The sequence below is a fragment of the Ralstonia sp. SET104 genome (assembly GCF_003851545.1).
In the GTDB taxonomy this organism is placed as follows: Bacteria; Pseudomonadota; Gammaproteobacteria; order Burkholderiales; family Burkholderiaceae; genus Ralstonia.
Window position 1 is genome coordinate 123,899 of record NZ_BHVX01000009.1, and the last position, 22,592, is coordinate 146,490.

The window sequence follows — 22,592 nt, forward strand, 5'->3', positions numbered from 1 at the left end:
GCGTTGCCAGCCCCATGACAAACAATCTATAAATTTATATAGTATTCAGGTTTTCATTGATTTCCTGCTTCCCTCATGTCGATTGACTTCGTACATTTCGCGCCGGGCACGGCCGTCATTGGCTGGCGTGAGAGAAAACGCTAGCCGCGCCGTTTTCGCACACAACTCCAACACAGACCTCACGGGGACAGCATGCAACTTCGCACCGTAGGCGCCGCGCTGGCGCTCATCGCCAGTACCGCCGCATTTGCACAAGCCACGCCGGTCGCGCTGCCGGTGCCCGACGAAGCCACCATCCCTGCCGGGCCCGTGGGCGACGCCATCAAGCGCGGCAAGCTGATCCTCACTGACACTCAGCGCCAGTTGCCGCACAACGTCGGTAACGGCCTGAACTGCACGAGCTGCCACCTGAACGGCGGCACAACGCCATACGCATCGCCATGGGTGGGGCTGACCGCCGCGTTTCCGGAATACCGCTCGCGCAGCGGCAGGGTCATCTCGTTGCAAGAGCGCGTAAATGACTGCTTCCAGCGCTCGATGAACGGCAAGCCGGTTGCCTTTGACGGCGACGACATGAACGCCATCCTCGCCTACATGAAATGGCTGTCGGGCGGCGTGCCCGTGGGCACCAACGTAACGGGGCGCGGCTTTGAAAAGATCGACACCGCGCTCACGCCCAACCGCGACAACGGCAAGGCCATCTACGCACAGCGCTGCGCCGCCTGCCATGGTGCCGAAGGCCAAGGGCTGCCCAACCCGCAAGGCGGGTACGCGATGCCGCCGCTGTGGGGCAAGGATTCGTTCAACGTGGGGGCGGGCATGGCGCGGTTGTTCACCGCGGCGGCCTTCGTAAAGCACAACATGCCGCTCGGCCAGGGCGGCACACTCACCGCGCAGGAGGCCGTGGACGTGGCGGCGTTCTTCACACAGCAGCCGCGTCCGGACTATGCGGCGCGCACCCAGGATTGGCCCAAGGGCGACAAGCCCAAAGACGCGCGCTGAAACCGCTGTGCCTTGAAGGCAAAAAAAGCCTGCGACGCAACCGCCGCAGGCTTTTCTTCTTTTGCACCTCAGCGTCCGGCGTCGCCCGTATGACGCTGTACCGGCACTTTGCCGGCAAGGACAATCTCTCAACCAGGCCAGGGCCGCCACTGAAGCGACCCAAAGCCAGTTACCCCAGGCTACCAGCCGCGCTGCACCCGCCGCGCAATCATCGCGGGCAGGCGCAGCATGCCCTCGGCTATCAAGCGCAGGTGCATCCCGAACAGCAGGATGTTGTCGCGCAAATACCGGAAGTGCGATACGCCGCCCTCATGCGCGCGGAAGTAACGCACCGGCGCCGCCATCCGGATCGGACGCACCCCGGCCCAGCACAGGCGCACTGCGGCTTCGGGGTCGAAATCGAAACCGCGCATCCACGCCTGGCGCCGCATGATCTCGACCAACGGCGCAATCGGATAGACGCGAAAACCGAACAAAGTGTCGCCAATGCCGGCCCACAGGGTTTCGACGTCGGCACAGCCATTGGACAGGCGCCGGCCCTGCACGCGCACCTGCGGGGCCGTTGCGTCGAACACCGGCTGGCCGAGGATCATCGCGTCGGGCGCCGCCTGCGAGGCCGCCATGAATTCGGGGATAAGGCTGGCGGGGTGCTGGCCATCGGCATCCATGGTCAGCGCGTGGGTAAAGCCCGCGGCGGCGGCGGCTTCCAGACCGGCCCGTATGGCCACACCCTTGCCGCGATTGCGCGGCAGCACGATCACGCGCAGCCCCGGGTCTTGCGCGGCCATGGCCTGCAGACGTTCGGTGCTGCCATCGGTGCTGCCGTCCACCACCACCCAGACCGGGTTCCACTGCGCGCGCGCACTGCGTACGGTGTCGTCAACCTTGGGGCCAGGGTTGTAGCTGGGAATCAGAACAAGGTGCGAGGTGCAGGAAGAGAGAGTGCCGGTCATCGGCATGGCGTCGGTCCGGCGAAACGTTGGAAGCGTTGAATGCGTCGGGCGCTGGCGCAAGCCTATCGCGTACGGTGCTCTGCCACGTAGGCCGCAAGCGAGCCCAGCGAGGCGAAAATCTTCTGGTTGTCCGGATTGCCCGAGCGCAACTCGAAGCCGTACTTCTTGGAGATCAGCAGCGCAACTTCGAGGATATCGATGGAGTCGAGCCCGAACCCTTCGCCATACAGCGGTGTATCGGCGCTCAGGGCATCGAGTTGAATGTCTTCGAGATTCAGCTCGCCGATCATGAGCGCGGCGAGCTCTTTTTCCAGGTCGTTCATCGGTCTTGCAACCACAGGCGGCGTGCAGCGGGGGTTGCGGCCAGAAACAACGATGTTCTCTTTGCCCGAAGCCCCTGCCTTGCCCAGCCCAGCCTGTGAAGGGGGTCGTTTAAGCTACGCGGATTCTAGACGAAGGGTTACATCCCGTATAGCGCGAAACCGTGACAAAGGCCGCATATTGCCGCGCCCGCACGGAGTGACGCAAAAGATTCAACGGCTTGTGTGGCGCCGCAAAGCGGCAAGAGGTGGGGCAGGAAGGGTGGCGAAGCTCCGTACATCCGGTTACAAACATGCCGCCGCCTGATCGGGCGAGACAGGCTGGGGGCCCTAGAATGTGCCCCGCCCTATGATGAAACTGCCCGGCACCTTCTCCAACCCGACAACAATGCAGCGCCGTTCCTCCCGCCCCGTTCTGCCATGAACCGATTGACCAGCTTTGCGCGCAGCGCGGCGGGCGTGATTGCGGTCGTGGCGTATCAGGTCGGTGCCCATTACGCGGCGGCCACACCGGGTGCGCATGGCGTTGGCCTGACGATGGCACTGGCGCCGCCGTTGGCAATTGCGCTGGTCGCAGCCGCACGTTCTGCGCATCGGGCGTGGCTGTTGCCAGTGTGGGCGCTCACCTGCGCGGCGCTGTGGATGGCGCATGCACCGCTGGCACGTTATTTTGATTGGGGCCTGTACCTCGAACATGCGAGCTTCAACCTGACGATGGCCTACATCTTCGGACGCACGCTGGTGGCGGGGCACGAGCCGCTGTGCACGCGCTTTGCCCACGTTGTGCACGGCACGCTCACACCGCGCATTGCGCGTTACTCGCGGCAGGTGACGCTGGCCTGGACGCTGTTCTTTCTCGCAACCGCCAACATGTCGACGCTGCTGTTTGCCACGGCATCGACCGTGACATGGTCGACGTTTGCCAACTACCTGTCGCTGCCGCTGGTGGGTGTGATGTTCGTGGCGGAATACCTCTGCCGGCGCATCGTGCTGCGCGGCGAGCCGCGCTCCAGCCTGTTCGATGCGGTGCGTGCCTATCGACAAGCAGGGCCATCAGGGCAAGCGACACCCGCCGCCTCAGAGCGACAGAGCGCTCCCGCTGAACCCCACACGTCCTAACGATCTGCTTCATGCTGACTTACCCGCTGGTCTCCCATCCAACGCTCGACCACACGCTCGCCTGGCGTGACGGAACGCCCGTCCGTGCACGCGTGTTTGTGGCCGACGTGATGGCATTGGCCGCGATGCTGCCGCCGGGCGGCTACGTGTTCAACGCCTGCACAGACCGCTACCGCTTTGCCGTCGGCCTGTGCGCGACGCTGGTGGCGGGCAAGATCAGCCTGTTGCCGCCCATGCAGACGCCGCAGATGGTGCGCCAGCTCGCAGCGTTCGCGCCGGATGTGTTCTGCCTGCACGATGCGCCCGCCTGCCCGGTCGATCTGCCGGGCTTTCGCTATCCCGATGCGTTGACTGCCGATGCGTTGGTGGTGGACACCGCGCCCATCGACGTTCCGCAGATCGATGCATCGCAAGTCATGGCGGTACTGTTCACGTCCGGCTCGACCGGCACGCCGGTGCCGCATCGCAAGACGTGGGGCGCGCTGGTGCGCTGCATGCGAACGGCGGTTGCACACCTGGGACTGGAGGATGGACGCGCATTCACGCTGGTCGGCACGGTGCCGGCGCAGCATATGTACGGCTTTGAGGTGACGGTGTTGCTTGCGCTGCACGGCGGCCTTGCGTTCAGCAATCGGCAGCCGTTCTATCCTGCGGACATTCGCGCAGCGATGGAGGCCGTGCCGCAGCCGCGGGTGCTGGTGACCTCGCCGGTGCATCTGCGGGCGCTGCTGGCGTCGGAGCCCGCGTTGCCGCACGCGTCGCTCGTGCTGTCGGCCACTGCGCCGCTATCAGATGCGCTGGCGCAGGAAGCCGAGACGCGCCTGTGTGCGCCGCTGATCGAAATCTACGGCAGCACTGAAACCGGCCAGATCGCCACGCGCCGCACCGCGCAGGAAGCTGCCTGGCACCTGTACCCCGGCGTCCGCATGGAATCGCGCCCCGGCACGCCTGAAGACGACGGCCCCACCGTATGGGTAACCGGCGGACATGTCGAAACCCCGGTACCGATGGGCGATGCAATTGCGCTGATTGATGACACGCACTTCCTGCTGCACGGGCGCAAGGCCGATCTGATCAACATTGCCGGCAAGCGGTCATCGCTGGCGTATCTGAACCATCAGCTCAACGCGATTGCAGGCGTGGAGGACGGCGTGTTCTTCATGCCGGACGATGCGCCCGCAACCCCGCATATGCGCAGCAGTGCGGCAGTCACGCGCCTGGTGGCCCTGGTGGTGGCCCCGAGCCTGAGCGCGGCGGATGTGCTGCGCGCCCTGCACGATCGTATCGATGCGGCATTCCTGCCGCGCCCGCTGCTGCTGGTGGACGCACTGCCGCGCAACGAGACCGGCAAACTGGCGCGCGATGTGCTGGCCGCGCTCGTCGCACAGCATTCGCACCGCAACGCACGCAAGCCCGCCATGCGCTTCACCATTCCGGCTGATCACCCGGCGCTGCCGGGGCACTTTCCCGGCCACCCGATCGTACCGGGTGTGGTGCTGCTCGATCATGTGATCCACACGATTGGGGTGGCACTGGGCCGCTCGCTGGATGCGTGCAAGATCAGCTCGGCCAAGTTCCTCAGTCCTGCGGCGCCGGGGGAGTCACTCGATCTTGCGTTCGAGACGACGGCCAGCAACACCGTTCGCTTCACGATCCGTGCGGGCGAACGCGACGTGGCCAGCGGCGTGCTGTCTGTACCGGCGCTGGAGGGCGTTCCCGCATGAAGCGCACCGAATGGGCCAAACACTGGGCCGAGCGTCCGGAGCGCAGCAACCTCACGCTGCTGCGGGTGATGACGTGGCTCTCGCTGCGGCTGGGGCGGCCGTTCGGCCGGGGCCTGCTGCGGCTGATTGCGCTGTATTTCATGGCGTTTTCACCGGCGGCGCGGCGTGCTTCGCGCGACTACCTGCGCCGCGCGCTGGGGCGATCGGCGAGCCCGCGTGAGGTGTTTCGCCACCTGTTCACGTTCAGCACCACCATCCACGACCGCATCTATCTGATCAGCGGGCGCTTCGATCTGTTCGATATCCAGTTGCAAGGGCAGCAGCACGTGCATGACGTACTGGCGCAAGGGCATGGTGCATTCCTGCTGGGCGCGCACCTGGGCAGTTTCGAGGTGGTGCGCGCGCTCGGCCGCACGGTGCCGGATCTGCGCGTGGCCGTTGCGATGTACGAGGAAAACGCGCGCAACATCAACGCTGCCGTTGCCGCCATCAACCCGGCGGCAGCGCCGGAAGTCATTTCGCTGGGGCGCGTGGACGCAATGCTGGAAGTGCGTGAGGCGCTGGACGACAACCGCTTGGTGGGGATGCTGGCCGATCGCACGCTGCTGCGCGATGCGGGGCCGTTGGTACAGCGCATGGATTTTCTCGGCAGTCCGGCGGCGTTTCCGCTCGGGCCGTTGCAGATGGCGGCCATGCTTAAGCGGCCCGTGCTGTTCATGGCTGGCCTGCACCTGGGCGGCAATCGTTACGCCGTGCATTTCGATCCGCTGGCGGACTTCACCGATGTACGCCGCGAAGACCGCGCTGCAGCGGTGCAGGCGGCGCTGGCCCGCTATGTGGAACGGGTTGAGCACTACTGCCGCGCCGCGCCGTACAATTGGTTCAATTACTTCGACTTCTGGCAGGATGCCGATGCGGCCCGCCCGCAGGATCACGCCCCTGCCAACCGTCAGACAACCCAGACGCCATGATTGCAACGCGCTTATTGCTTCGCGCCTTTCTGGCCATGCTCGCTGCCAGCCTGCTGTCAACGACAGTGCACGCAGCCGACAGCGCCTGGACGCTCGACCGCCTGATGTCCACGCTCGCGCACAACAAATCGGGGCGGGCAACATTTACTGAAACGAAAACGCTATCGATCGCGGCCGCGCCGATCGAATCCTCCGGCGAGCTGGTGTTCGTCGCGCCCGACCATCTGGAAAAGCACACGCTGGTTCCAAAGCCCGAACACCTCGTGATCGACGCAGACACGCTGACGGTGGCGCGCAACCAGCGCAAGTTCACGATGCCGCTGGCGCAGTACCCGGAACTCGCCGCGTTTATCGAGAGCATCCGCGCGACGCTGGCCGGCAACCGCTACGCGCTCGAAGCGATCTACAAGGTCGCCATTGCCGGCCGTGGCGATGACTGGACGCTCACCCTTACGCCCATCGACGCGCGTATGCAGAAGGTGGTCAGCACCATCACGCTGGAAGGCACGCGCGATGTGCTGCGCAGCGTCGCCATCCGCCAGCCAGACGGCGATCATTCGCTGATGCGGCTGCGGCCCGTGGCCAACCCCTAGGACAACGTACGCATGGAACGCTTGCACGCGCTGCGTCGGCCTGCTGTGCTGGTCTGGTTGATCGGCCTGCTGCTGTGCACAGTCGTAATCGGGCGCACGCGCTTTACGGCGGACCTGTCGGCGTTTCTGCCGCGCTCGCCGAGCGCGGAGCAGCGCGTGCTGATCGACCAGTTGCGCGATGGGCTGGTGTCGCGGCTCATCCTCGTCGGCATTGAGGGCGGTGATGCCGCCACGCGTGCAACGCTGTCGAAACAGCTCGCAGCCACGCTGCGCACCGACGCGCAATTCAGTGCGGTCAACAACGGCGAGCCCGTGAGCGAAGCGCGCGACCGGCAGTTCGTCTTCGATCACCGTTACGTGCTCAGCCCCGCTGTCACGCCGCAGCGCTTTTCCGCTGAAGGGCTGCACGCTGCGCTGGGCGAGAGCCTGGATCTGCTGAGTTCGTCTGCGGGGCTGGTCGCAAAGAACATGCTGCCGCGCGATCCAACCGCAGAGGTGGCAGCCCTCGTCAGCCAACTCGACAGCACGGCGCTGCCATCGTCAATGCATGGCGTGTGGGCCTCGCACGACGGCCAGCGTGCCGTGCTGGTAGTGCAGACGGCCGCTGCCGGCGCCGACACCGATGCGCAGGCCCGTGCCATCGGCACCGTGCGCCGCGCATTCGATGCAGCCGCGCGCAGGGTGCCGAATGCCGCGTCGACGCGCCTCCTGATGACTGGCCCAGGCGTGTTCTCTGTCGACGCGCGAGACACCATCAAGCGCGACGTCGAGCGGCTGTCTACCGTGAGCCTCGTGCTGGTGGTTGCACTGTTGATGATGGTGTACCGCTCGCCGCGCACCGTCGTGCTTGGATTGCTGCCGGTGCTCTCCGGCGTGGCGGCGGGCGTGGCGGCGGTCAGCCTCACATTTGGCGCGGTGCACGGGCTCACGCTCGGGTTCGGCACCACGCTCATCGGCGAGGCGGTGGACTACTCGATCTACCTGTTCGTGCAATCCGCCGGCCCGCGCGGCGCCACTCCCGCCGACAGCCTGCGCGCATGGATTGCCACGTACTGGCCGACCATCCGCCTGGGTGTGCTGACTTCAGTGTGCGGCTTTGCGTCGATGCTGTTCTCGGGCTTTCCGGGGCTCGTGCAGTTGGGGCTGTATTCGATTGTCGGGCTGGCGACGGCGGCGCTCGTCACGCGCTACGTGCTGCCGCATCTGCGTGGTGCAGAGGTGGCGACGCGTGATGTGTCGCGCGTGGGTGCATGGCTGGCACGGGCCACGCATGCTGCGCCGCGCCTGCGCTGGCCGCTGGCGCTCGTGCTCATCGGGGCATGTACCGCGCTTGCACTGCATCGCGATGGCCTGTGGAGCCGCGAACTCGCCGCACTGAGCCCTGTACCTGCGAAAAGCCAGGCGCTCGACGCCAGCCTGCGCGCAGACGTGGGCGCGCCCGACGTGCGCTATCTGGTGGTGATTCCGGGCGCGACGGAACAGGCCGCGCTCGAAGGCGCCGAGAAGATCGCCGCACAACTGCAACCGCTGGTAGACAGTGGCGTGCTTGCCGGCTTCGAAAGCCCCGCACGCTATCTGCCGAGCGACGCGACGCAGCGCGCGCGCCTCGCCAGTCTGCCGCCCGCCGACACGCTGGCGGCACGCATGCGCAGCGCCGTCGAGGATCAGCCGATCCGCGTCAAGCCCGACCTCTTCGCCCCGTTCATCGCCGATGTGGATGCCGCACGATCGCAACTGCTGCTGCGGCGCGCAGATCTCAAGGGCACATCGATGGCGTTGGCCGTCGATGCGCTGCTGACCGAACGCGGCGGCCAGTGGAGCGCCATGTTGCCCCTGCGTGCGCCAGCCAGCGCAAAAGGCACGGTCAACCAGCCCAGCCTGGATGCCACGCCAGTTCGCGCGGCCGTCGCGCATGCAAACGTGCCCAGCGCCCTCTTCGTCGACATGAAGGCCGAAGCCGACCGGCTGTACGTCAATTACGTGCGCGAAGACCTTCGCCTGTCCCTCGCCGGTTTTGTGGCGATTGCGTTGCTGCTGCTTGTGGCGCTGCGCTCGCCACAGCGAACGCTGCGTGCGCTGGCACCGCTGGTGGCTGCGGTGCTGGCGGTGACTGCGGGCTTTGCCCTGGCACGCGTGCCACTGACCATCCTGCATCTGGTCGGCATGCTGCTGATCGTGGCGGTGGGATCAAACTACGCGCTGTTCTTCAATCAACGGACGCAGACCATCGCATCGCAGACGCTGGTATCGCTGCTGGTGGCAAACCTCGCGACGGTGGCCGGCTTCGGCCTGCTGGCGTTCTCGCGCGTGCCGATGCTGGAAACGTTCGGGCTGACCGTCGGCCCCGGCGCCATGCTTGCGCTGGTGTTTGCCGCCATCCTCGCGCCCCGCGCCAATCACGAGCAGCACGCCACAGCATGAACGCACCGATCTCCTCGCCGCTTGGCACCGCCCGCCGCTGGAAACCGACGCCGCTGATCAGCGGCGCGCTGGCGCTGCACGCCGGCGCAGCGGTTGCCGTTGCGGCCGAGCCATCGACATGGCCGTGGGCCGGGGGCAGCGTGATCGCCTCGCATCTGGCGTTGATGGCGAGCGGGCTATGGCCACGCAGCACGTGGCTCGGCCCCAACTGGACGCACCTGCCCGCCACCGCCGGCCAGCAAATCGCATTGACCATCGACGACGGCCCGGACCCCGAGGTCACGCCGCGCGTGCTGGACGTGCTTGACCAGTACGGCGCCAAGGCCACGTTCTTCTGTATCGGCGAATTGGCGCAGCAGCACCCGCGCTGGGTGCAAGCCATCGTCTCGCGCGGGCACGCGGTAGAAAACCACAGCCAGCGCCATCGGCATACGTTCTCGCTGCAAGGCCCAGGCGCATTGCGGCGCGAAATTGCAGCCGCGCAAGACACGCTCACGCAAATCGCCGGCACGCGCCCGCTGTTCTTCCGCGCACCGGCCGGATTGCGCAACCCGTTTCTCGAACCCGTGCTGTGTCAGCTTGGCCTGCAGTTGGCGAGCTGGACGCGGCGCGGCTTCGACACCCGCTCACGCAACGCCGATGTCATCTCGCGGCGCTTGCTGCGCGGCCTCGCGCCGCAGGACATCCTGCTGCTGCACGACGGCCATGCGGCGCGCGATGCACATGGCGCGCCCGTCCTGCTGACCGTCTTGCCAAAGGTGCTGGAAGCCGCCGCGCATGTGCAATTGCAGTGCACGACATTGCGCGCTGCCCTCACGCCGGAGCCCGCGCAGGCCACCCGCCCGCCAATGGCCATTTGATAAGATTTGCTCACGATCGGCACACCAGTCTGCCGAACCACTCCACCCCTCAATTGCTGCGACATCGCCCCCCAGTGAAGCCCGTTCTGCTCACGCATTTCACCGCCACGAGCTGCCTCGGACGTGGCCTTGACGCCACGCTCGATGCATTGCACGGGCAACGCGGCGGCCTCACGCCATGCGACTTCCCGCGCGCCGATCTCGACACGTGGATCGGCGCGGTGGACGGCGCAGATGCCACGCCCGTGCGCGCGGATCTGGCCGAGTTCGAATGCCGCAACAACCGGCTCGCCCAGATCGGCCTCACGCAAGACGGCTTTGCCGCGCACGTTGAAGCGGCCAAGGCGCGCCATGGCGCCAGCCGTGTCGGCGTGTTCATCGGCACCAGCACGTCGGGCATTCTGGAAACCGAGCACGCCTACCAACAGCGCCAGTATCACGACGGGCAACCCGGCGCGCTGCCGGCCAGCTTCCGTTACGCACACACGCACAACATCTATTCGCCTGCGGCATTCGTGCGGGCGTACTTTGGGCTGAGCGGGCCGGCAATGGTGATCTCGTCGGCGTGTTCGTCGGGGGCCAAGGTGTTTGCTTCGGCGCGGCGCATGCTGGCTGCGGGCCTGATCGATGCGGCAGTGGTAGGTGGCGTCGATTCGCTGTGCCTGACCGCGCTGTATGGGTTCAACTCACTGGAGTTGCTGTCGTCACAGCCTTGCCGTCCGTACGATGCGGCGCGCGACGGTATCTCGATCGGCGAGGCCGCGGCCTTTGCGCTGCTGGAACGCGCCCCCGAAGCAAACGGTGTGCTGCATGACGATGCCATCCTGCTGCTCGGCATTGGCGAATCGAGCGACGCGCATCACATGTCGTCGCCGCACCCGGAAGGGCTGGGTGCGCGCGCTGCCATGGAGCAGGCGCTGGCGACGAGCAACCTGGCCGCAACGGACATCGACTACATCAACCTGCACGGCACGGGCACGCCCAGCAATGACGCGGCGGAGGCCCGCGCCATCCACGCGCTGTTCGACGGCACAGCGTGCAGCTCAACCAAGGGCGCGACCGGTCACACACTGGGCGCTGCTGGCGCACTGGAGGCAGTGATCACGGCGCTGGCCCTGCGCCATCAATTGCTACCGGCCGGCATCAACACCACGCAGCCTGACCCGGCCCTGACCGTCAACTATCTGACAACCAGCCGCAACGCGCGCGTGCGCACAGCACTCAGCAACGCCTTCGGCTTTGGCGGCACGAACTGCAGCCTGGTCTTTGGCCTCGCCGGTCACCTGGACTACCTGGACCTATCGTCATGACCCGACTGAGCGCCTTCATCGAAAGCATCGGCGTGCTCGGGCCCGGCCTGCCGGATTGGCCGCACGCTGCTGATGTGCTCGCCGGTCGCACACCCTATGCGCACGCACCCACCGAACTGCCGCCGCCCGCCGGCCTGCCATCGGTCGAGCGCCGCCGCACGGGGCCTGTCGTCAAGCTAGCGCTGGCAGTCGGCCACGAGGCCGTGGCGGGCAGCGGACGCGATGCCGCCACGCTGGCGGCCGTCTTCACCTCGTCTGGCGGCGACGGCCACAACTGCCACGCGATCTGCGAAACCCTGGCGGGCGACGACCGCAAGCTCTCGCCCACGCGCTTTCACAACTCCGTGCACAATGCGCCGGCGGGCTACTGGAGCATCGCCACACACGCCATGGCCCCGTCCAACGTGCTGTGCGCGTACGACGGCAGCTTTGCCGCCGGGCTGCTGGACAGTCTTTGCCAAGTCGCGATCGACGCCACGCCCACGCTGCTGATCGCGTACGACGGCAGCTACCCCGAGCCGCTGAACGCGGTGCGGCCCGTGCCCGACGCGTTTGCAGTGGCACTGGTGCTAGCACCCGAAGCCGGCCCGCGCACGCTCGCACGCGTGGACGTGACGCTTACCGACGCACCGTTGACGACGTTGGCCCACACCGCACTCGAAACACTGCGGCACGGCAACGCCGCCGCCCGCGCGCTGCCACTGTTGGAAGCGCTGGCCGCACAGCGCGCAGCAAGCGTGGTGCTCGACTATCTGCCCGAGACCCGCGTGCAGGTCGACATCACCCGCGGCACGTCATGACATCAAGCGCGCAGCCGTCTGCGCCGCTCGACCGCAACTGGATCGCGGCACGCATTCCGCACAGCGGCGCGATGTGTCTGCTCGATGCGGTGGTCGCCTGGAATGATGCGCACATCCATTGCACCGCCACGAGTCATCGTGATCCGGCCAACCCGTTGCGCTCGCACGGTCAGCTGGCGGCGGTCTGCGGCATCGAATACGCTGCCCAGGCGATGGCCGTACACGGCGCCTTGTGCGATGCTGAGCGAGCACGCCCGCGCACCGGTTTTCTTGCCAGCGTGCGCAGCGTTGAAGCCCACGTTCCGCGCCTCGACACGATCGAGACACCGCTGGACATCGAAGCCGAGCGCATCGGCGGCGACGGCAACAACGTGCTGTACCGCTTTACCGTGCGCAATGGCGCACGCACCCTGTTGACCGGCCGCGCCGCCGTCGTGCTCGACGCGTCCGTTGTATGAACCTGTTTGTGAGGATTCCCGCCGTGAAAGGTCGTCTGCTCTTGATTCCCGCGCTGATGCTGGCCCTGCTCAGCCCCTTGGCCCACGCCGATTTGTCCGAGACCAAGGAGAACATCAAGCAAGACACGAAGCAAGCCGCCCGGAAAACCGGCCACGCCGCAAAGGAAGCCGGCCATGCCACGGCCAATGCCGCACGCGCGGTCGGGCATGGCGTGAAGAACGCAGCGCACGCCACCAAATGCGGTGTGAAGCATGTGTTCAAGAAGCCGTGTGACAGCGACTAGGACGGCTGCAGATATCTGCGTAGTTGAGAAAACAAAAAACCCGGCGTCCTTGGCGGACAGTCGGGTTTTTTGTTGTGTGGTGAGGTTGAGGTAGGTTTCAGAACGGAATATCGTCGTCCATATCCTCAAAACCATTCGACGGCGCCGTTTGACGACGTGCGCCGCCGCCCTGAGCACCGCCACCCTCACCGCCGCGCGAGTAGCCACCGCCTTGGCCTTGGCTTTGACCTTGGCTACGGCCACCGCCGTAACCACCGCCGCCGCCTTCCCCGCCTCGCGAGTAGCCACCACCACCACCACCGCCACCGCCCTCTCCGCCCATACCTTGGCGGCCGCCGAGCATCTGCATCTGTTCTGCGACGATTTCAGTGCTGTATTGCTTCTGGCCATCCTTTTCCCATTGACGGGTCTTGATGCGGCCTTCGATGTAGACCGACGAGCCCTTCTTCAGATATTCGCCGGCGATTTCGGCCAGGCGGCCGAAGAAGGCAATGCGGTGCCACTCGGTGGCTTCTTTCATTTCGCCACTGGCCTTGTCCTTGTAGCGGTCGGTGGTCGCCACGCGGATGTTGGTGACAGCGTCACCGCTGGGCATATAACGCGTTTCAGGATCGGCGCCGAGATTGCCGACGATGATGACTTTGTTGACGGACGCCATGATGAGTTTCCGAAGGTAATTGAAGTGATGCCGCCGTGGGCCCGGGTTAGTGTCGGCGCAGCGCCGGCATCTGCATGGGGCTCGCAATTATAAGCCAGGCAAAAGCCAGCGCGGCGCAGGTTAGGAATACCGCATGCTGCCCCGCATGCAGCAGAATCCAGCCGCCGCCCGCCCCACCCGCAAACAGCCCCAGCGCCTGCGTTGTGTTGTACACGCCCATGGCCGCGCCCTTGCGCACGCCCGGTGCGTACTTCGACACCAGCGACGGCTGCGACGCCTCCAGCACGTTGAAGCCCAGGAAGTACACCAGCAGCGCGATCGCCAGCGCAGCCAGCGTCGGATGCACCTCGCCCAGCGCCAGTTGCGCCACCATCACCAGTGCCACGGCAGACAGCAGCACCGCCTTCATCTTGCCGCGCTTCTCGGCAGCAATGATGGCCGGCACCATCAGCACAAACGACACGCCCATCACCGGCAGGTAGATCTTCCAGTGTGAATCGATTGGCAGGCCGGCCGCTTCCAGCATGTGCGGCAGCACGACGAACAGCGCCGTCTGCGTGGCGTGCAAGGCAAACACGCCAAAGTTCAGGCGCAGCAGCTCTGGGTGGCGCAGCACTTCGCCAAAGGGGGCTTTCACATGCGCGGGGGGGCGCGGCGCGTTGGGCACCACCCACAGCACCACGCCGATGGCGACCACGGCCAACACGCCAATCGCCGTGAACATGCCCGGCATGCCAACCCAGCGGAAGATGATCGGGGCACTGACGATGGCCACCGCAAATGACACGCCGATGCTGCCGCCGATCATGGCCATGGCCTTGGTGCGATGTTCTTCGCGCGTGAGGTCAGCCACGAAGGCAATGACGGCCGAGGAAATCGCGCCCGCGCCCTGGATGGCCCGCCCCACGGCGATGCCCGCCACGCTGTGCGAAAACGCCGCCACCAGGCTGCCCACCGCAAAGATCACCAGCCCCGTCACGATGACGGGCTTGCGCCCGAAGCGGTCCGATAGCCAGCCATAGGGGATATAAAGCACGGCCTGGGTGAGGCCATACACGCCAATGGCGAAAGCGACGAGTTGGGTGTTATTGCCGTCGGGCAGCGTTTTCGCGAAGACCGCGAAGACCGGCATGATCATGAACAAACCCAACATGCGCAGCGCGAAGATGCCGGCCAGCGAGGCGGCCGCGCGCAGCTCAAGGCCGCTCATGCGGCCGGAAGCGGAAGTCATGGATGGGGAAGCGGAGGACATGGTGCGAAAACCGCCGCGAAAAAGAAAGTCAGAAAAAAAGCGGCGACAAGAACACTTGAACGGTTTCACCGACTGCCCCATCTGGGGGCAGATACCAGCAAAACCGAAGTTCGGTATATTAGCAGGCTTACCCTTTTCCACCCTCCCGCCGATTGCCGCAGGCGGTCCGCACCCCGACGCCGCATTCAGCTGCACTCAGCCGCACATGGACGAAATCAAGATTCGTGGGGCCCGCACCCACAACCTGAAGAACATCAACCTCGATCTGCCGCGCAATCAGTTGATCGTGATCACCGGGCTCTCAGGGTCGGGCAAGTCGTCGTTGGCGTTCGACACGCTGTATGCGGAGGGGCAGCGGCGCTATGTGGAATCGCTGTCGGCATATGCGCGGCAGTTCCTGCAGTTGATGGAAAAGCCCGACGTCGACCTGATCGAAGGCCTGTCGCCGGCCATTTCCATTGAACAGAAAGCCACCAGCCACAACCCGCGCTCGACGGTAGGCACCGTTACTGAGATTCACGACTACCTGCGCCTGCTGTATGCCCGCGCCGGCACGCCTTACTGCCCCGACCACGGCCAGCCGCTGGAAGCACAGAGCGTGTCGCAAATGGTGGATGCCGTGCTGGCACTGCCGGCCGATACCAAGCTGATGATCCTGGCGCCCGTGGTGGCCAATCGCAAAGGCGAGCATGTCGACCTGTTTGAAGCGATGCAGGCGCAGGGTTTCGTACGCTTTCGCATCCGTTCGGGCGGTGGCACGGCGCACGAGGCCGAGGCCAAGGTCTACGAAGTCGACAACCTGCCCAAGCTCAAGAAGAACGACAAGCACAGCATCGAAGTCGTGGTCGACCGCGTGAAGGTCAACCCGGAACTCAAGCAGCGCCTGGCCGAATCGTTCGAAACCGTGCTGCGACTGGCCGATGGCCGGGCCATCGCGCTGGAAATGGACACCGGCAAAGAACACGGCTTCAGCTCGAAGTTCGCCTGCCCTATCTGCTCATACTCGCTGCAGGAACTGGAACCTCGGCTGTTCTCGTTCAACAACCCGATGGGCGCCTGCCCGCATTGCGACGGCCTGGGCCAGATCACCTTCTTCGATCCGAAGCGCGTGGTGGCCTTCCCCAACCTGTCGCTGGCCTCGGGCGCCATCAAGGGGTGGGACCGCCGCAACCAGTTCTACTTCCAGATGCTGCAGAGCCTGGCGGCGTTCTATGACGTCGACATCGACGTGCCATTTGAAGAACTGCCGCAGGAGACGCAGCAGATCGTGCTGCACGGCTCGGGCAAGCAGCAGATTCCGTTTACGTACATCAACGAGCGCGGCCGCACCACGGTGCGCGAGCACGCGTTCGAGGGGATCATCCCCAACCTGGAGCGGCGCTATAAGGAGACCGACTCCATCGCCGTGCGCGAAGAGCTAGCCAAGTACCAGAACAACCAGTCCTGCCCCGAATGCCAGGGCACGCGCCTGCGCCGCGAGGCCCGCTTCGTCAAGATTGGCGAGGCCGAGCAGGCGCGCGGCATCTACGAGATCAACGGCTGGCCGCTGCGCGATGCGCTCTCGTATTTCCTGACGCTGAACATGCACGGCGCCAAGCGCGAGATTGCCGACAAGATCGTCAAGGAGATCACCGCGCGGCTGAACTTCCTGAACAACGTCGGGCTGGATTACCTGTCTTTGGAGCGCAGCGCCGATACGCTCTCGGGCGGCGAGGCGCAGCGCATTCGCCTGGCTTCGCAGATTGGCTCCGGCCTGACCGGCGTGATGTATGTGCTGGACGAGCCGTCGATCGGCCTGCACCAGCGCGACAACGATCGCCTGATCGGCACGCTCAAACACCTGCGCGACCTTGGCAACTCGGTGCTGGTGGTCGAGCACGATGAAGACATGATCCGCGCGTCGGATTACGTGGTTGATATCGGCCCCGGCGCCGGCGTGCACGGCGGCCAGATCATTGCGGAAGGCACACCCCAGCAGGTCGAGCAATCACCCGCGTCACTCACGGGTGATTACCTCTCGGGCAAGCGCCGCATTGAAGTGCCCAAGCAGCGCACGGCGCCCGATGAAGCGCGCTGGCTGCGCATCATCAACGCCAGCGGCAACAACCTGCGCAACGTATCGGCAGACATTCCGGTCGGGCTGCTGACGTGCATCACCGGCGTATCGGGCTCGGGCAAGTCGACGCTGATCAACGACACGCTGTACCACGCGGTGGCGCGCCATCTGTACGGCTCCACACCGGAGCCCGCCGCGCACGACCGCATCGACGGGCTGGAGCATTTCGACAAGGTCATCAACGTCGATCAATCGCCCATTGGCCGCACGCCGCGCTCGAACCCGGCCACCTACACGGGCCTGTTCACGCCGATCCGCGAGCTGTTTGCGGGCGTGCCGTCGGCCAAGGAGCGCGGGTATGACCCGGGCCGCTTCTCGTTCAACGTCAAGGGCGGCCGCTGCGAGGCGTGCCAGGGCGACGGCGTGCTCAAGGTCGAGATGCACTTCCTGCCCGACGTGTACGTGCCCTGCGACGTGTGCCACGGCAAGCGCTACAACCGCGAGACGCTGGAAGTGCTCTACAAGGGCAAGAACATCACCGAAGTGCTGGAGATGACGGTGGAGCAGGCGCACGAGTTCTTCGCGCCGGTGCCGGTGGTGCGCCGCAAGCTGCAGACGCTGCTCGACGTGGGTCTGGGCTACATCCGCCTGGGGCAATCGGCGACCACGCTCTCGGGTGGCGAGGCGCAGCGCGTCAAGCTGTCGCTGGAGCTATCGAAGCGCGACACCGGCCGCACGCTCTACATCCTGGATGAGCCGACCACCGGCCTGCACTTCCACGACATCGAACTGTTGCTCAAGGTCATCTACAAACTGCGCGACCACGGCAATACGATCGTGATCATCGAGCACAACCTCGACGTCATCAAAACCGCAGACTGGCTGCTGGACCTGGGGCCCGAAGGCGGTGCAGGCGGCGGGCAGATCATCGCCAAAGGCACGCCGGAGGATGTGGCGAAGAGCAAAGCAAGCTTTACGGGGAAGTATTTGGCGCCGCTGCTCAAGCGCAAGTAAGGCGTTCTTCCACGCGGGGCGCTCCCGTCATTCGATGCGCCCAAAAGTCCCCGCCCCCGCGCTCGGGGAAATGCGTGTTCACGTTCTTGTTATGGGTGGCTGACTATCGCCGATCCAGCACCATCCGCACATCCCATTGATGCGGATTGGGTGACACGCCTTCGAGCGTGAGCGTCAAAAATGCGCCGATGGCATCGATGAAACCCGCGCGAAAGGCCGGCGGCTGCGCCAGCGTGACCGAGTTGATGTGCGACCGCAGCCGCGTCGGCTCAAACCGCTGGTGCAAGTGCGCATCGGCTTGTATCCAGCGCAAGAAGGCTTGCGCCTCCAATGCCCCCGAAAGATAGATGTGCCGATTTTTCATTGGCCGCCTCCGTGTGTGGATCGCGTTGGGGCGGTGGGCGGGGATGGATAAGACGCGGGGCGATACCCGCTCGCGGATTGCGTAAACATAGGTCCTCTGTGGTTAGAAGACCCGCCCTTCGCTGCGAAACGAGGGTGGCGGGCCTGGCGGCAAGGTTCGCAGACTGGCACCACAGCAACCAGCAGACCTTTCGGTCTCCTTGCCCGGCCCGCCAGAGTACAAACGTGTGCGAACGCGGACATTGCAACCGCGCAAAGCGGTCATCCGGCTGTGGTGTTGGGCTGCGAAACCCTGACTATCGCAAAGGCGATAGCGTGGGAATTATAGCGGGTGTGATAGGTGATTTGCCATCGGAATAGCACACCAAGCTCACATAGGCTGGTTCGGTGCCACACCAGTCCAAATTTAGAGTTGCCGTCAATTTTTGCAAAATAAAAAACAACAACGGCAATTTCTCCTACGCTTAATTAAGCGTCATTGAAAGAAATATTGCCGAAGTACTTTTTAGGAGGATGCAATGAGTTTCCACGCCATTCCACGAAGAGCACTAGCCGCAAGTATTATTGCTATCAGCCTTTCGCAAACCTGCCATGCGCTGGGAGTTGTCAGCAGATCCTGCCTTCCCGCCGGGGCACAAGAAAGCATTACCGTCGATTGGGGATTCAAACCCCATCAATTATGGACAGCCTCAGAGCATCACAGAAACGGGGCTTTCCTGCATGTCGTCAATACCGTTTCAACCTCCCCCAACACCGGTGGTTGGCAAAACACATGGAGATCATATGCCGGCCACCTTGGATCAGAATTTTGGTATGGCACGGTAATAGGCTACCACTGGGGCAATTCAGGTGGAGCTTTCTTCTTGCATGGAATTACAACCGCATCAGACTGCAACCTTTCTCAATGGGGAACATCCTGATACGCGCCATTATGAATCGACATCACTTCGCATAGAAGAGGACCAGAATGAAATTGATGACCGTTGGTTTGAGTTCGATTTTTATGAGCGGCCTCGCAATAGCAAGCACACTGGAATCCCCGGATACAGTGATACCCGGCGCCGTGTCCAGCTACATGACACAAGGCAAGGCGACTGTGATTTCTCAGGACAAACTTCCTGCGGCCATGCAGAAAGTTGCCCGAGCACACATTGCGCAAAGCAGGGCTGGCGGTGGCTATGAACCTGTTCCAGAAGATGTTTTTACTTATGGACTGAGTTATCAGTCACGCATCCTTCGCGACGGCAATTCCGCACACAACATCAAAGTCAAACTCGCGGAACTTGGCGGAAGCGCCCTGGCGCATTGTCGATACGACGGATTTTTGCCGGACGGCCCCACCCTCAATGGCCCCTGGACCAGCGTGGTGAGAGTCTTCACTTGCAGCAACAATCAAATCGTCATGCTGAGCGAATGGGACTACGTTTCTGACGGCGGAGGCGTGACGATCGTCAAGGAAGCCATGAACACCGCGGTGGGAAAGTTTCCCGCTCAACTCAGCCGGAAGCGCTCCCCCAGCGGGAAAGTCATGACTGAACTGTCTTGGGCGACAGATAAGAAGTACATCACCCTGACGGTTTGGGCGGATGTTCAACAAGGAAATGGCAGAAACAGCGGCGCTGATCAGACCATGACCGAGCAGACCATGATGGATATCGCCAACAAACTCAGTTGAGAAGAAAAAAGGGCGAAACCAATGCGAACACCCCTACAGCCCCGGGTGTTCGCACTACACCCCAGGTCTGCCGACCGCCGGCCTGCGCTTGCTCAACATCAAGCCGCTGCTCAAGCGCAAGTAAGCCAGCACGGGCGTGGCTTGCAATCAAGCCACCGCGCCCTACGATGAAGAGCGTTCCCCCACAGGAGCGCCGCGATGGACCTCACCGTGGTACCCGTCGTCAAGCCGGACGCGACCAACTTCATCTTCGGCCAGTCGCATTTCATCAAGACGGTGGAGGATTTGCACGAGGCGCTTGCAGGTGCGGTGCCAGGCATCCGCTTCGGTATTGCGTTTTGCGAGGCTTCCGGCAAGCGGCTTGTGCGCTGGTCGGGCAATGACGAGGCTGCGCTCCAGCTCGCACGCGAGAACGCGCTGGCCATCGGCGCGGGGCATACCTTTCTGATTTTTCTGGGCGACGGGTTCTTTCCCGTCAATGTGCTGGCTGCCGTGCGCGCAGTGCCGGAGGTCTGCCGCGTCTACTGCGCCACGGCCAACCCGACACAGGTGATCGTGGCGCAAACGGAGCAAGGGCGCGGCGTGCTGGGTGTGGTGGATGGCGCCTCGCCGCTGGGCATTGAAGCCGATGCCGATATCGCTTGGCGCAAAGACCTGCTGCGGCAGATCGGCTACAAGCTCTGATGCAAAACGCCCGAATGCTCGGGGCGTTCGTTTATTTGGTCAGGGCCACCCGCAGGCCCAGCCCGATGAAGATGCAGCCGCTCACCCGATCGAGCCATAGCGATGCGCGCGGCGTGCGGCGCATCCAGCCGCCCAGCGCCGCCGCGCACCAGCCGTAGATGCTGAACACGACGATGGTCTGCGCCATGAATACCCCGCCGAGCAACAGCATCTGCAACGCCGCATGACCTGCCTGCGCATCAACAAACTGCGGCAGAAACACCACGAAAAACAGTGTCACCTTCGGGTTGAGCAAATTGGCGAAAACGCTCTGGCGATACACCTGCCACAGGTCTGGCGCCGCCTGCGCTCCAGCATTCTTCAGGCCAACGCCGCCCTTGCTGCGCAGCGCCTGGATGCCCAGCCAGATCAGATATGCCGCGCCCAGCCAGCGGATTGCCTGAAACGCGACGGGCGACGATTGCAGCACTGCGGCCAGCCCGAGCGCCGCCAGCGTCGTATGAAACAGGCAGCCCGACGCAAACCCGGCCGCTGCTGCCAGCCCCGCCTTGCGGCCCTGGCTTGCGCCGCGCGCGATCACCTGCAAGTTGTCCGGCCCCGGCATCACGGTAATGGCGATCGAAGTCAGCAGAAACAGCAGCACATGTGGCATCGGCGTCTCCCGCCCAAGCAACAACAAAAAAGAGAGGTTCATGCTACTGCGCGCGGCAGCGGGGCATCATATTTTTGTCACATGAGCGTATGCGGTGTGCGCAGCGCTCAAAGACAAGTCAATGCCCGTCGAAACGGCAGACCGTGAAGAGCGGCAGCCCGCCTTCGATCAGCAGGCGCGAGCCGCCCAACTCGGGCAGATCGACAATCGCTGCGCCCTCCACCACCGTCGCGCCCAGCCGTTCGAGCAGACGCTTGCCGGCCATCATGGTGCCGCCGGTGGCGATCAGGTCATCGATCAGCAGAACGCGGTCGCCGGGCTTGCAGGCATCGGCGTGGATTTCTACCGTCGCGCTGCCGTATTCGAGTTGGTATTCCTCGGCCACCGTGGTGAACGGCAGCTTGCCCTTTTTGCGGATTGGCACAAAGCCCAGGTTCAGTTCATACGCCACGATCGAGCCGAGGATGAACCCGCGCGCATCAATGCCCGCCACCACGTTCAGCCCCTGACCCATGTAGCGATGGACGAACACGTCCACCAACACACGCAGGCTTTTCGGGTCTTGCAGCAACGGCGTGATGTCGCGAAACATCACCCCCGCCTGCGGCCAGTCCGGCACGGTGCGGATGCGATCGCGCAGGTAGCGCGACACATCGCCCAGCTCCGTCGAAGCGGGAACGGACGACGGCGTTAGCAACGCCGCCTGATTGTGCGGGACTTGGTTCATGGCAAAAACGGGAAGGCAGGAAATGTGGTCTGCGGTAATGGGCTACCACCCGGGCCGAACGGCGCCGAACCACAATGGGCAAACCACAACCATACAGGAGACACAGCGATGGCTAAGAAAATTCTGATGCTGGTCGGCGACTACGTTGAGGACTACGAAGTCATGGTCCCCTTCCAGGCGCTGCAGATGGTCGGTCACACGGTGCACGCCGTCTGCCCCGACAAGCGCGCCGGCGAAACGGTGGCCACCGCCGTCCACGATTTCGAGGGCGCGCAGACCTACTCCGAAAAGCCCGGCCACCGCTTCGCCGTCAACGCTACCTTTGCCGACGTCGACCCGGCCACGTATGACGCACTTGTCGTGCCCGGCGGCCGCGCGCCCGAATACCTGCGCCTGAACGCCCGCGTGCTCGACATTGTTCGGCACTTTGCTCACGCTGACAAACCCATCGCGGCCATCTGCCACGGCGCGCAGTTGCTGGCGGCAGCGGGCGTGCTGGAGGGCAAAGCCTGCTCGGCATATCCGGCATGTGGCCCAGAAGTCACGGCGGCGGGCGGCAAATTCCAGGACATCCCCGTCGATCAGGCCCATACCGACGGCAAGCTGGTCACGGCGCCCGCCTGGCCGGCACATCCGGCCTGGTTAGCGCAGTTTCTTGAAGTTCTGGGGACGCGGGTTCTACACTGATCCGGTTGC

The 22,592-nt window shown here is 64.4% G+C and carries 23 protein-coding genes; 16 read left to right on the top strand and 7 right to left on the bottom strand.

Translation table 11 applies throughout. From position 1 onward, the window contains the following. Positions 1-192: 192 nt before the first annotated feature. Positions 193-1,002: a c-type cytochrome gene (locus PSUB009319_RS13690; RefSeq protein WP_124382771.1), complete on the top strand. Its 810-nt coding sequence runs from the start codon at positions 193-195 to the stop codon at positions 1,000-1,002. A 179-nt stretch (positions 1,003-1,181) separates the two neighbouring features. Here PSUB009319_RS13690 and PSUB009319_RS13695 read toward each other — a convergent pair whose 3' ends face one another. Continuing rightward, positions 1,182-1,961 (bottom strand): glycosyltransferase family 2 protein, encoded by a 780-nt coding sequence (locus PSUB009319_RS13695; protein WP_124382772.1) that lies wholly within the window; start codon positions 1,959-1,961, stop codon positions 1,182-1,184. Positions 1,962-2,017: 56 nt separating this feature from the next. Further along, positions 2,018-2,278 carry a phosphopantetheine-binding protein gene (locus tag PSUB009319_RS13700; RefSeq protein ID WP_124382773.1) on the bottom strand — a complete coding sequence of 87 codons (261 nt, stop codon included), beginning with the start codon at positions 2,276-2,278 and terminating at the stop codon, positions 2,018-2,020. A gap of 417 nt (positions 2,279-2,695) precedes the next feature. On the opposite strand from PSUB009319_RS13700, the gene PSUB009319_RS13705 reads away from it, so the two are divergent. The 10 genes from PSUB009319_RS13705 (at position 2,696) to PSUB009319_RS13750 (ending at position 12,815) form a co-directional block, all read left to right on the top strand. Continuing rightward, complete coding sequence (locus PSUB009319_RS13705) at positions 2,696-3,394, top strand: hypothetical protein (protein ID WP_124382774.1); 699 nt, start codon at positions 2,696-2,698, stop codon at positions 3,392-3,394. 11 nt (positions 3,395-3,405) lie between these two features. Next, positions 3,406-5,118, top strand: a complete 1,713-nt coding sequence (locus PSUB009319_RS13710; protein ID WP_124382775.1) for an AMP-binding protein — start codon at positions 3,406-3,408, stop codon at positions 5,116-5,118. Next, on the top strand, positions 5,115-6,089 hold the full coding sequence (locus PSUB009319_RS13715; RefSeq protein ID WP_124382776.1) for an acyl-CoA synthetase: 975 nt from the start codon (positions 5,115-5,117) through the stop codon (positions 6,087-6,089). The genes PSUB009319_RS13710 and PSUB009319_RS13715 overlap by 4 nt, the downstream gene beginning before the upstream one ends. After that, a complete protein-coding gene (locus tag PSUB009319_RS13720; RefSeq protein ID WP_124382777.1) occupies positions 6,086-6,682 on the top strand; it encodes a LolA-related protein in 597 nt (198 codons plus the stop codon). The genes PSUB009319_RS13715 and PSUB009319_RS13720 overlap by 4 nt, the downstream gene beginning before the upstream one ends. 12 nt (positions 6,683-6,694) lie before the next feature. Further along, a complete protein-coding gene (locus PSUB009319_RS13725; RefSeq protein WP_124382778.1) occupies positions 6,695-9,103 on the top strand; it encodes an MMPL family transporter in 2,409 nt (802 codons plus the stop codon). After that, on the top strand, positions 9,100-9,963 hold the full coding sequence (locus tag PSUB009319_RS13730; protein ID WP_124382779.1) for a polysaccharide deacetylase family protein: 864 nt from the start codon (positions 9,100-9,102) through the stop codon (positions 9,961-9,963). The genes PSUB009319_RS13725 and PSUB009319_RS13730 overlap by 4 nt, the downstream gene beginning before the upstream one ends. Before the next feature lie 74 nt (positions 9,964-10,037). Next, positions 10,038-11,273 (top strand): beta-ketoacyl-[acyl-carrier-protein] synthase family protein, encoded by a 1,236-nt coding sequence (locus PSUB009319_RS13735; RefSeq protein ID WP_124382780.1) that lies wholly within the window; start codon positions 10,038-10,040, stop codon positions 11,271-11,273. Next, complete coding sequence (locus PSUB009319_RS13740; RefSeq protein WP_124382781.1) at positions 11,270-12,073, top strand: beta-ketoacyl synthase chain length factor; 804 nt, start codon at positions 11,270-11,272, stop codon at positions 12,071-12,073. Before PSUB009319_RS13735 ends, PSUB009319_RS13740 begins: the two co-directional genes overlap by 4 nt. After that, complete coding sequence (locus PSUB009319_RS13745) at positions 12,070-12,531, top strand: hotdog family protein (protein WP_124382782.1); 462 nt, start codon at positions 12,070-12,072, stop codon at positions 12,529-12,531. Before PSUB009319_RS13740 ends, PSUB009319_RS13745 begins: the two co-directional genes overlap by 4 nt. Before the next feature lie 23 nt (positions 12,532-12,554). Next, positions 12,555-12,815: a hypothetical protein gene (locus PSUB009319_RS13750; protein WP_124382783.1), complete on the top strand. Its 261-nt coding sequence runs from the start codon at positions 12,555-12,557 to the stop codon at positions 12,813-12,815. Between the two features lie 97 nt (positions 12,816-12,912). On the opposite strand, the gene PSUB009319_RS13755 is transcribed toward PSUB009319_RS13750, so the two are convergent. After that, positions 12,913-13,473 (bottom strand): single-stranded DNA-binding protein, encoded by a 561-nt coding sequence (locus PSUB009319_RS13755; protein WP_124382784.1) that lies wholly within the window; start codon positions 13,471-13,473, stop codon positions 12,913-12,915. 46 nt (positions 13,474-13,519) lie between these two features. Then, positions 13,520-14,683, bottom strand: a complete 1,164-nt coding sequence (locus PSUB009319_RS13760) for an MFS transporter (RefSeq protein ID WP_185453471.1) — start codon at positions 14,681-14,683, stop codon at positions 13,520-13,522. A gap of 247 nt (positions 14,684-14,930) precedes the next feature. On the opposite strand from PSUB009319_RS13760, the gene uvrA reads away from it, so the two are divergent. Then, positions 14,931-17,795 carry an excinuclease ABC subunit UvrA gene (gene uvrA / locus PSUB009319_RS13765; protein ID WP_124382786.1) on the top strand — a complete coding sequence of 955 codons (2,865 nt, stop codon included), beginning with the start codon at positions 14,931-14,933 and terminating at the stop codon, positions 17,793-17,795. 103 nt (positions 17,796-17,898) lie between these two features. On the opposite strand, the gene PSUB009319_RS13770 is transcribed toward uvrA, so the two are convergent. Next, positions 17,899-18,159 carry a hypothetical protein gene (locus PSUB009319_RS13770; RefSeq protein ID WP_124382787.1) on the bottom strand — a complete coding sequence of 87 codons (261 nt, stop codon included), beginning with the start codon at positions 18,157-18,159 and terminating at the stop codon, positions 17,899-17,901. A 517-nt stretch (positions 18,160-18,676) separates the two neighbouring features. Between PSUB009319_RS13770 and PSUB009319_RS13775 the strand changes: the two genes are divergently transcribed. From PSUB009319_RS13775 to PSUB009319_RS13785, 3 genes are all read left to right on the top strand, one after another. Continuing rightward, complete coding sequence (locus PSUB009319_RS13775) at positions 18,677-19,078, top strand: hypothetical protein (protein WP_124382788.1); 402 nt, start codon at positions 18,677-18,679, stop codon at positions 19,076-19,078. Between the two features lie 47 nt (positions 19,079-19,125). After that, positions 19,126-19,833, top strand: a complete 708-nt coding sequence (locus PSUB009319_RS13780) for a hypothetical protein (RefSeq protein ID WP_124382789.1) — start codon at positions 19,126-19,128, stop codon at positions 19,831-19,833. Positions 19,834-20,031: 198 nt separating this feature from the next. Beyond that, entirely contained in the window at positions 20,032-20,517 is a 486-nt protein-coding gene (locus PSUB009319_RS13785; RefSeq protein WP_124382790.1) for an adenosine-specific kinase, read from the top strand. Positions 20,518-20,548: 31 nt separating this feature from the next. Here PSUB009319_RS13785 and PSUB009319_RS13790 read toward each other — a convergent pair whose 3' ends face one another. Both PSUB009319_RS13790 and PSUB009319_RS13795 read right to left on the bottom strand, forming a co-directional pair. Further along, entirely contained in the window at positions 20,549-21,169 is a 621-nt protein-coding gene (locus PSUB009319_RS13790) for a LysE family translocator (protein WP_124382791.1), read from the bottom strand. A gap of 118 nt (positions 21,170-21,287) precedes the next feature. Continuing rightward, a complete protein-coding gene (locus PSUB009319_RS13795) occupies positions 21,288-21,896 on the bottom strand; it encodes an adenine phosphoribosyltransferase (protein WP_124382792.1) in 609 nt (202 codons plus the stop codon). Positions 21,897-22,004: 108 nt separating this feature from the next. Here PSUB009319_RS13795 and PSUB009319_RS13800 point away from each other — a divergent pair, with 108 nt between their 5' ends. Next, entirely contained in the window at positions 22,005-22,583 is a 579-nt protein-coding gene (locus PSUB009319_RS13800) for a DJ-1/PfpI family protein (RefSeq protein ID WP_124382793.1), read from the top strand. Positions 22,584-22,592 lie beyond the last annotated feature (9 nt).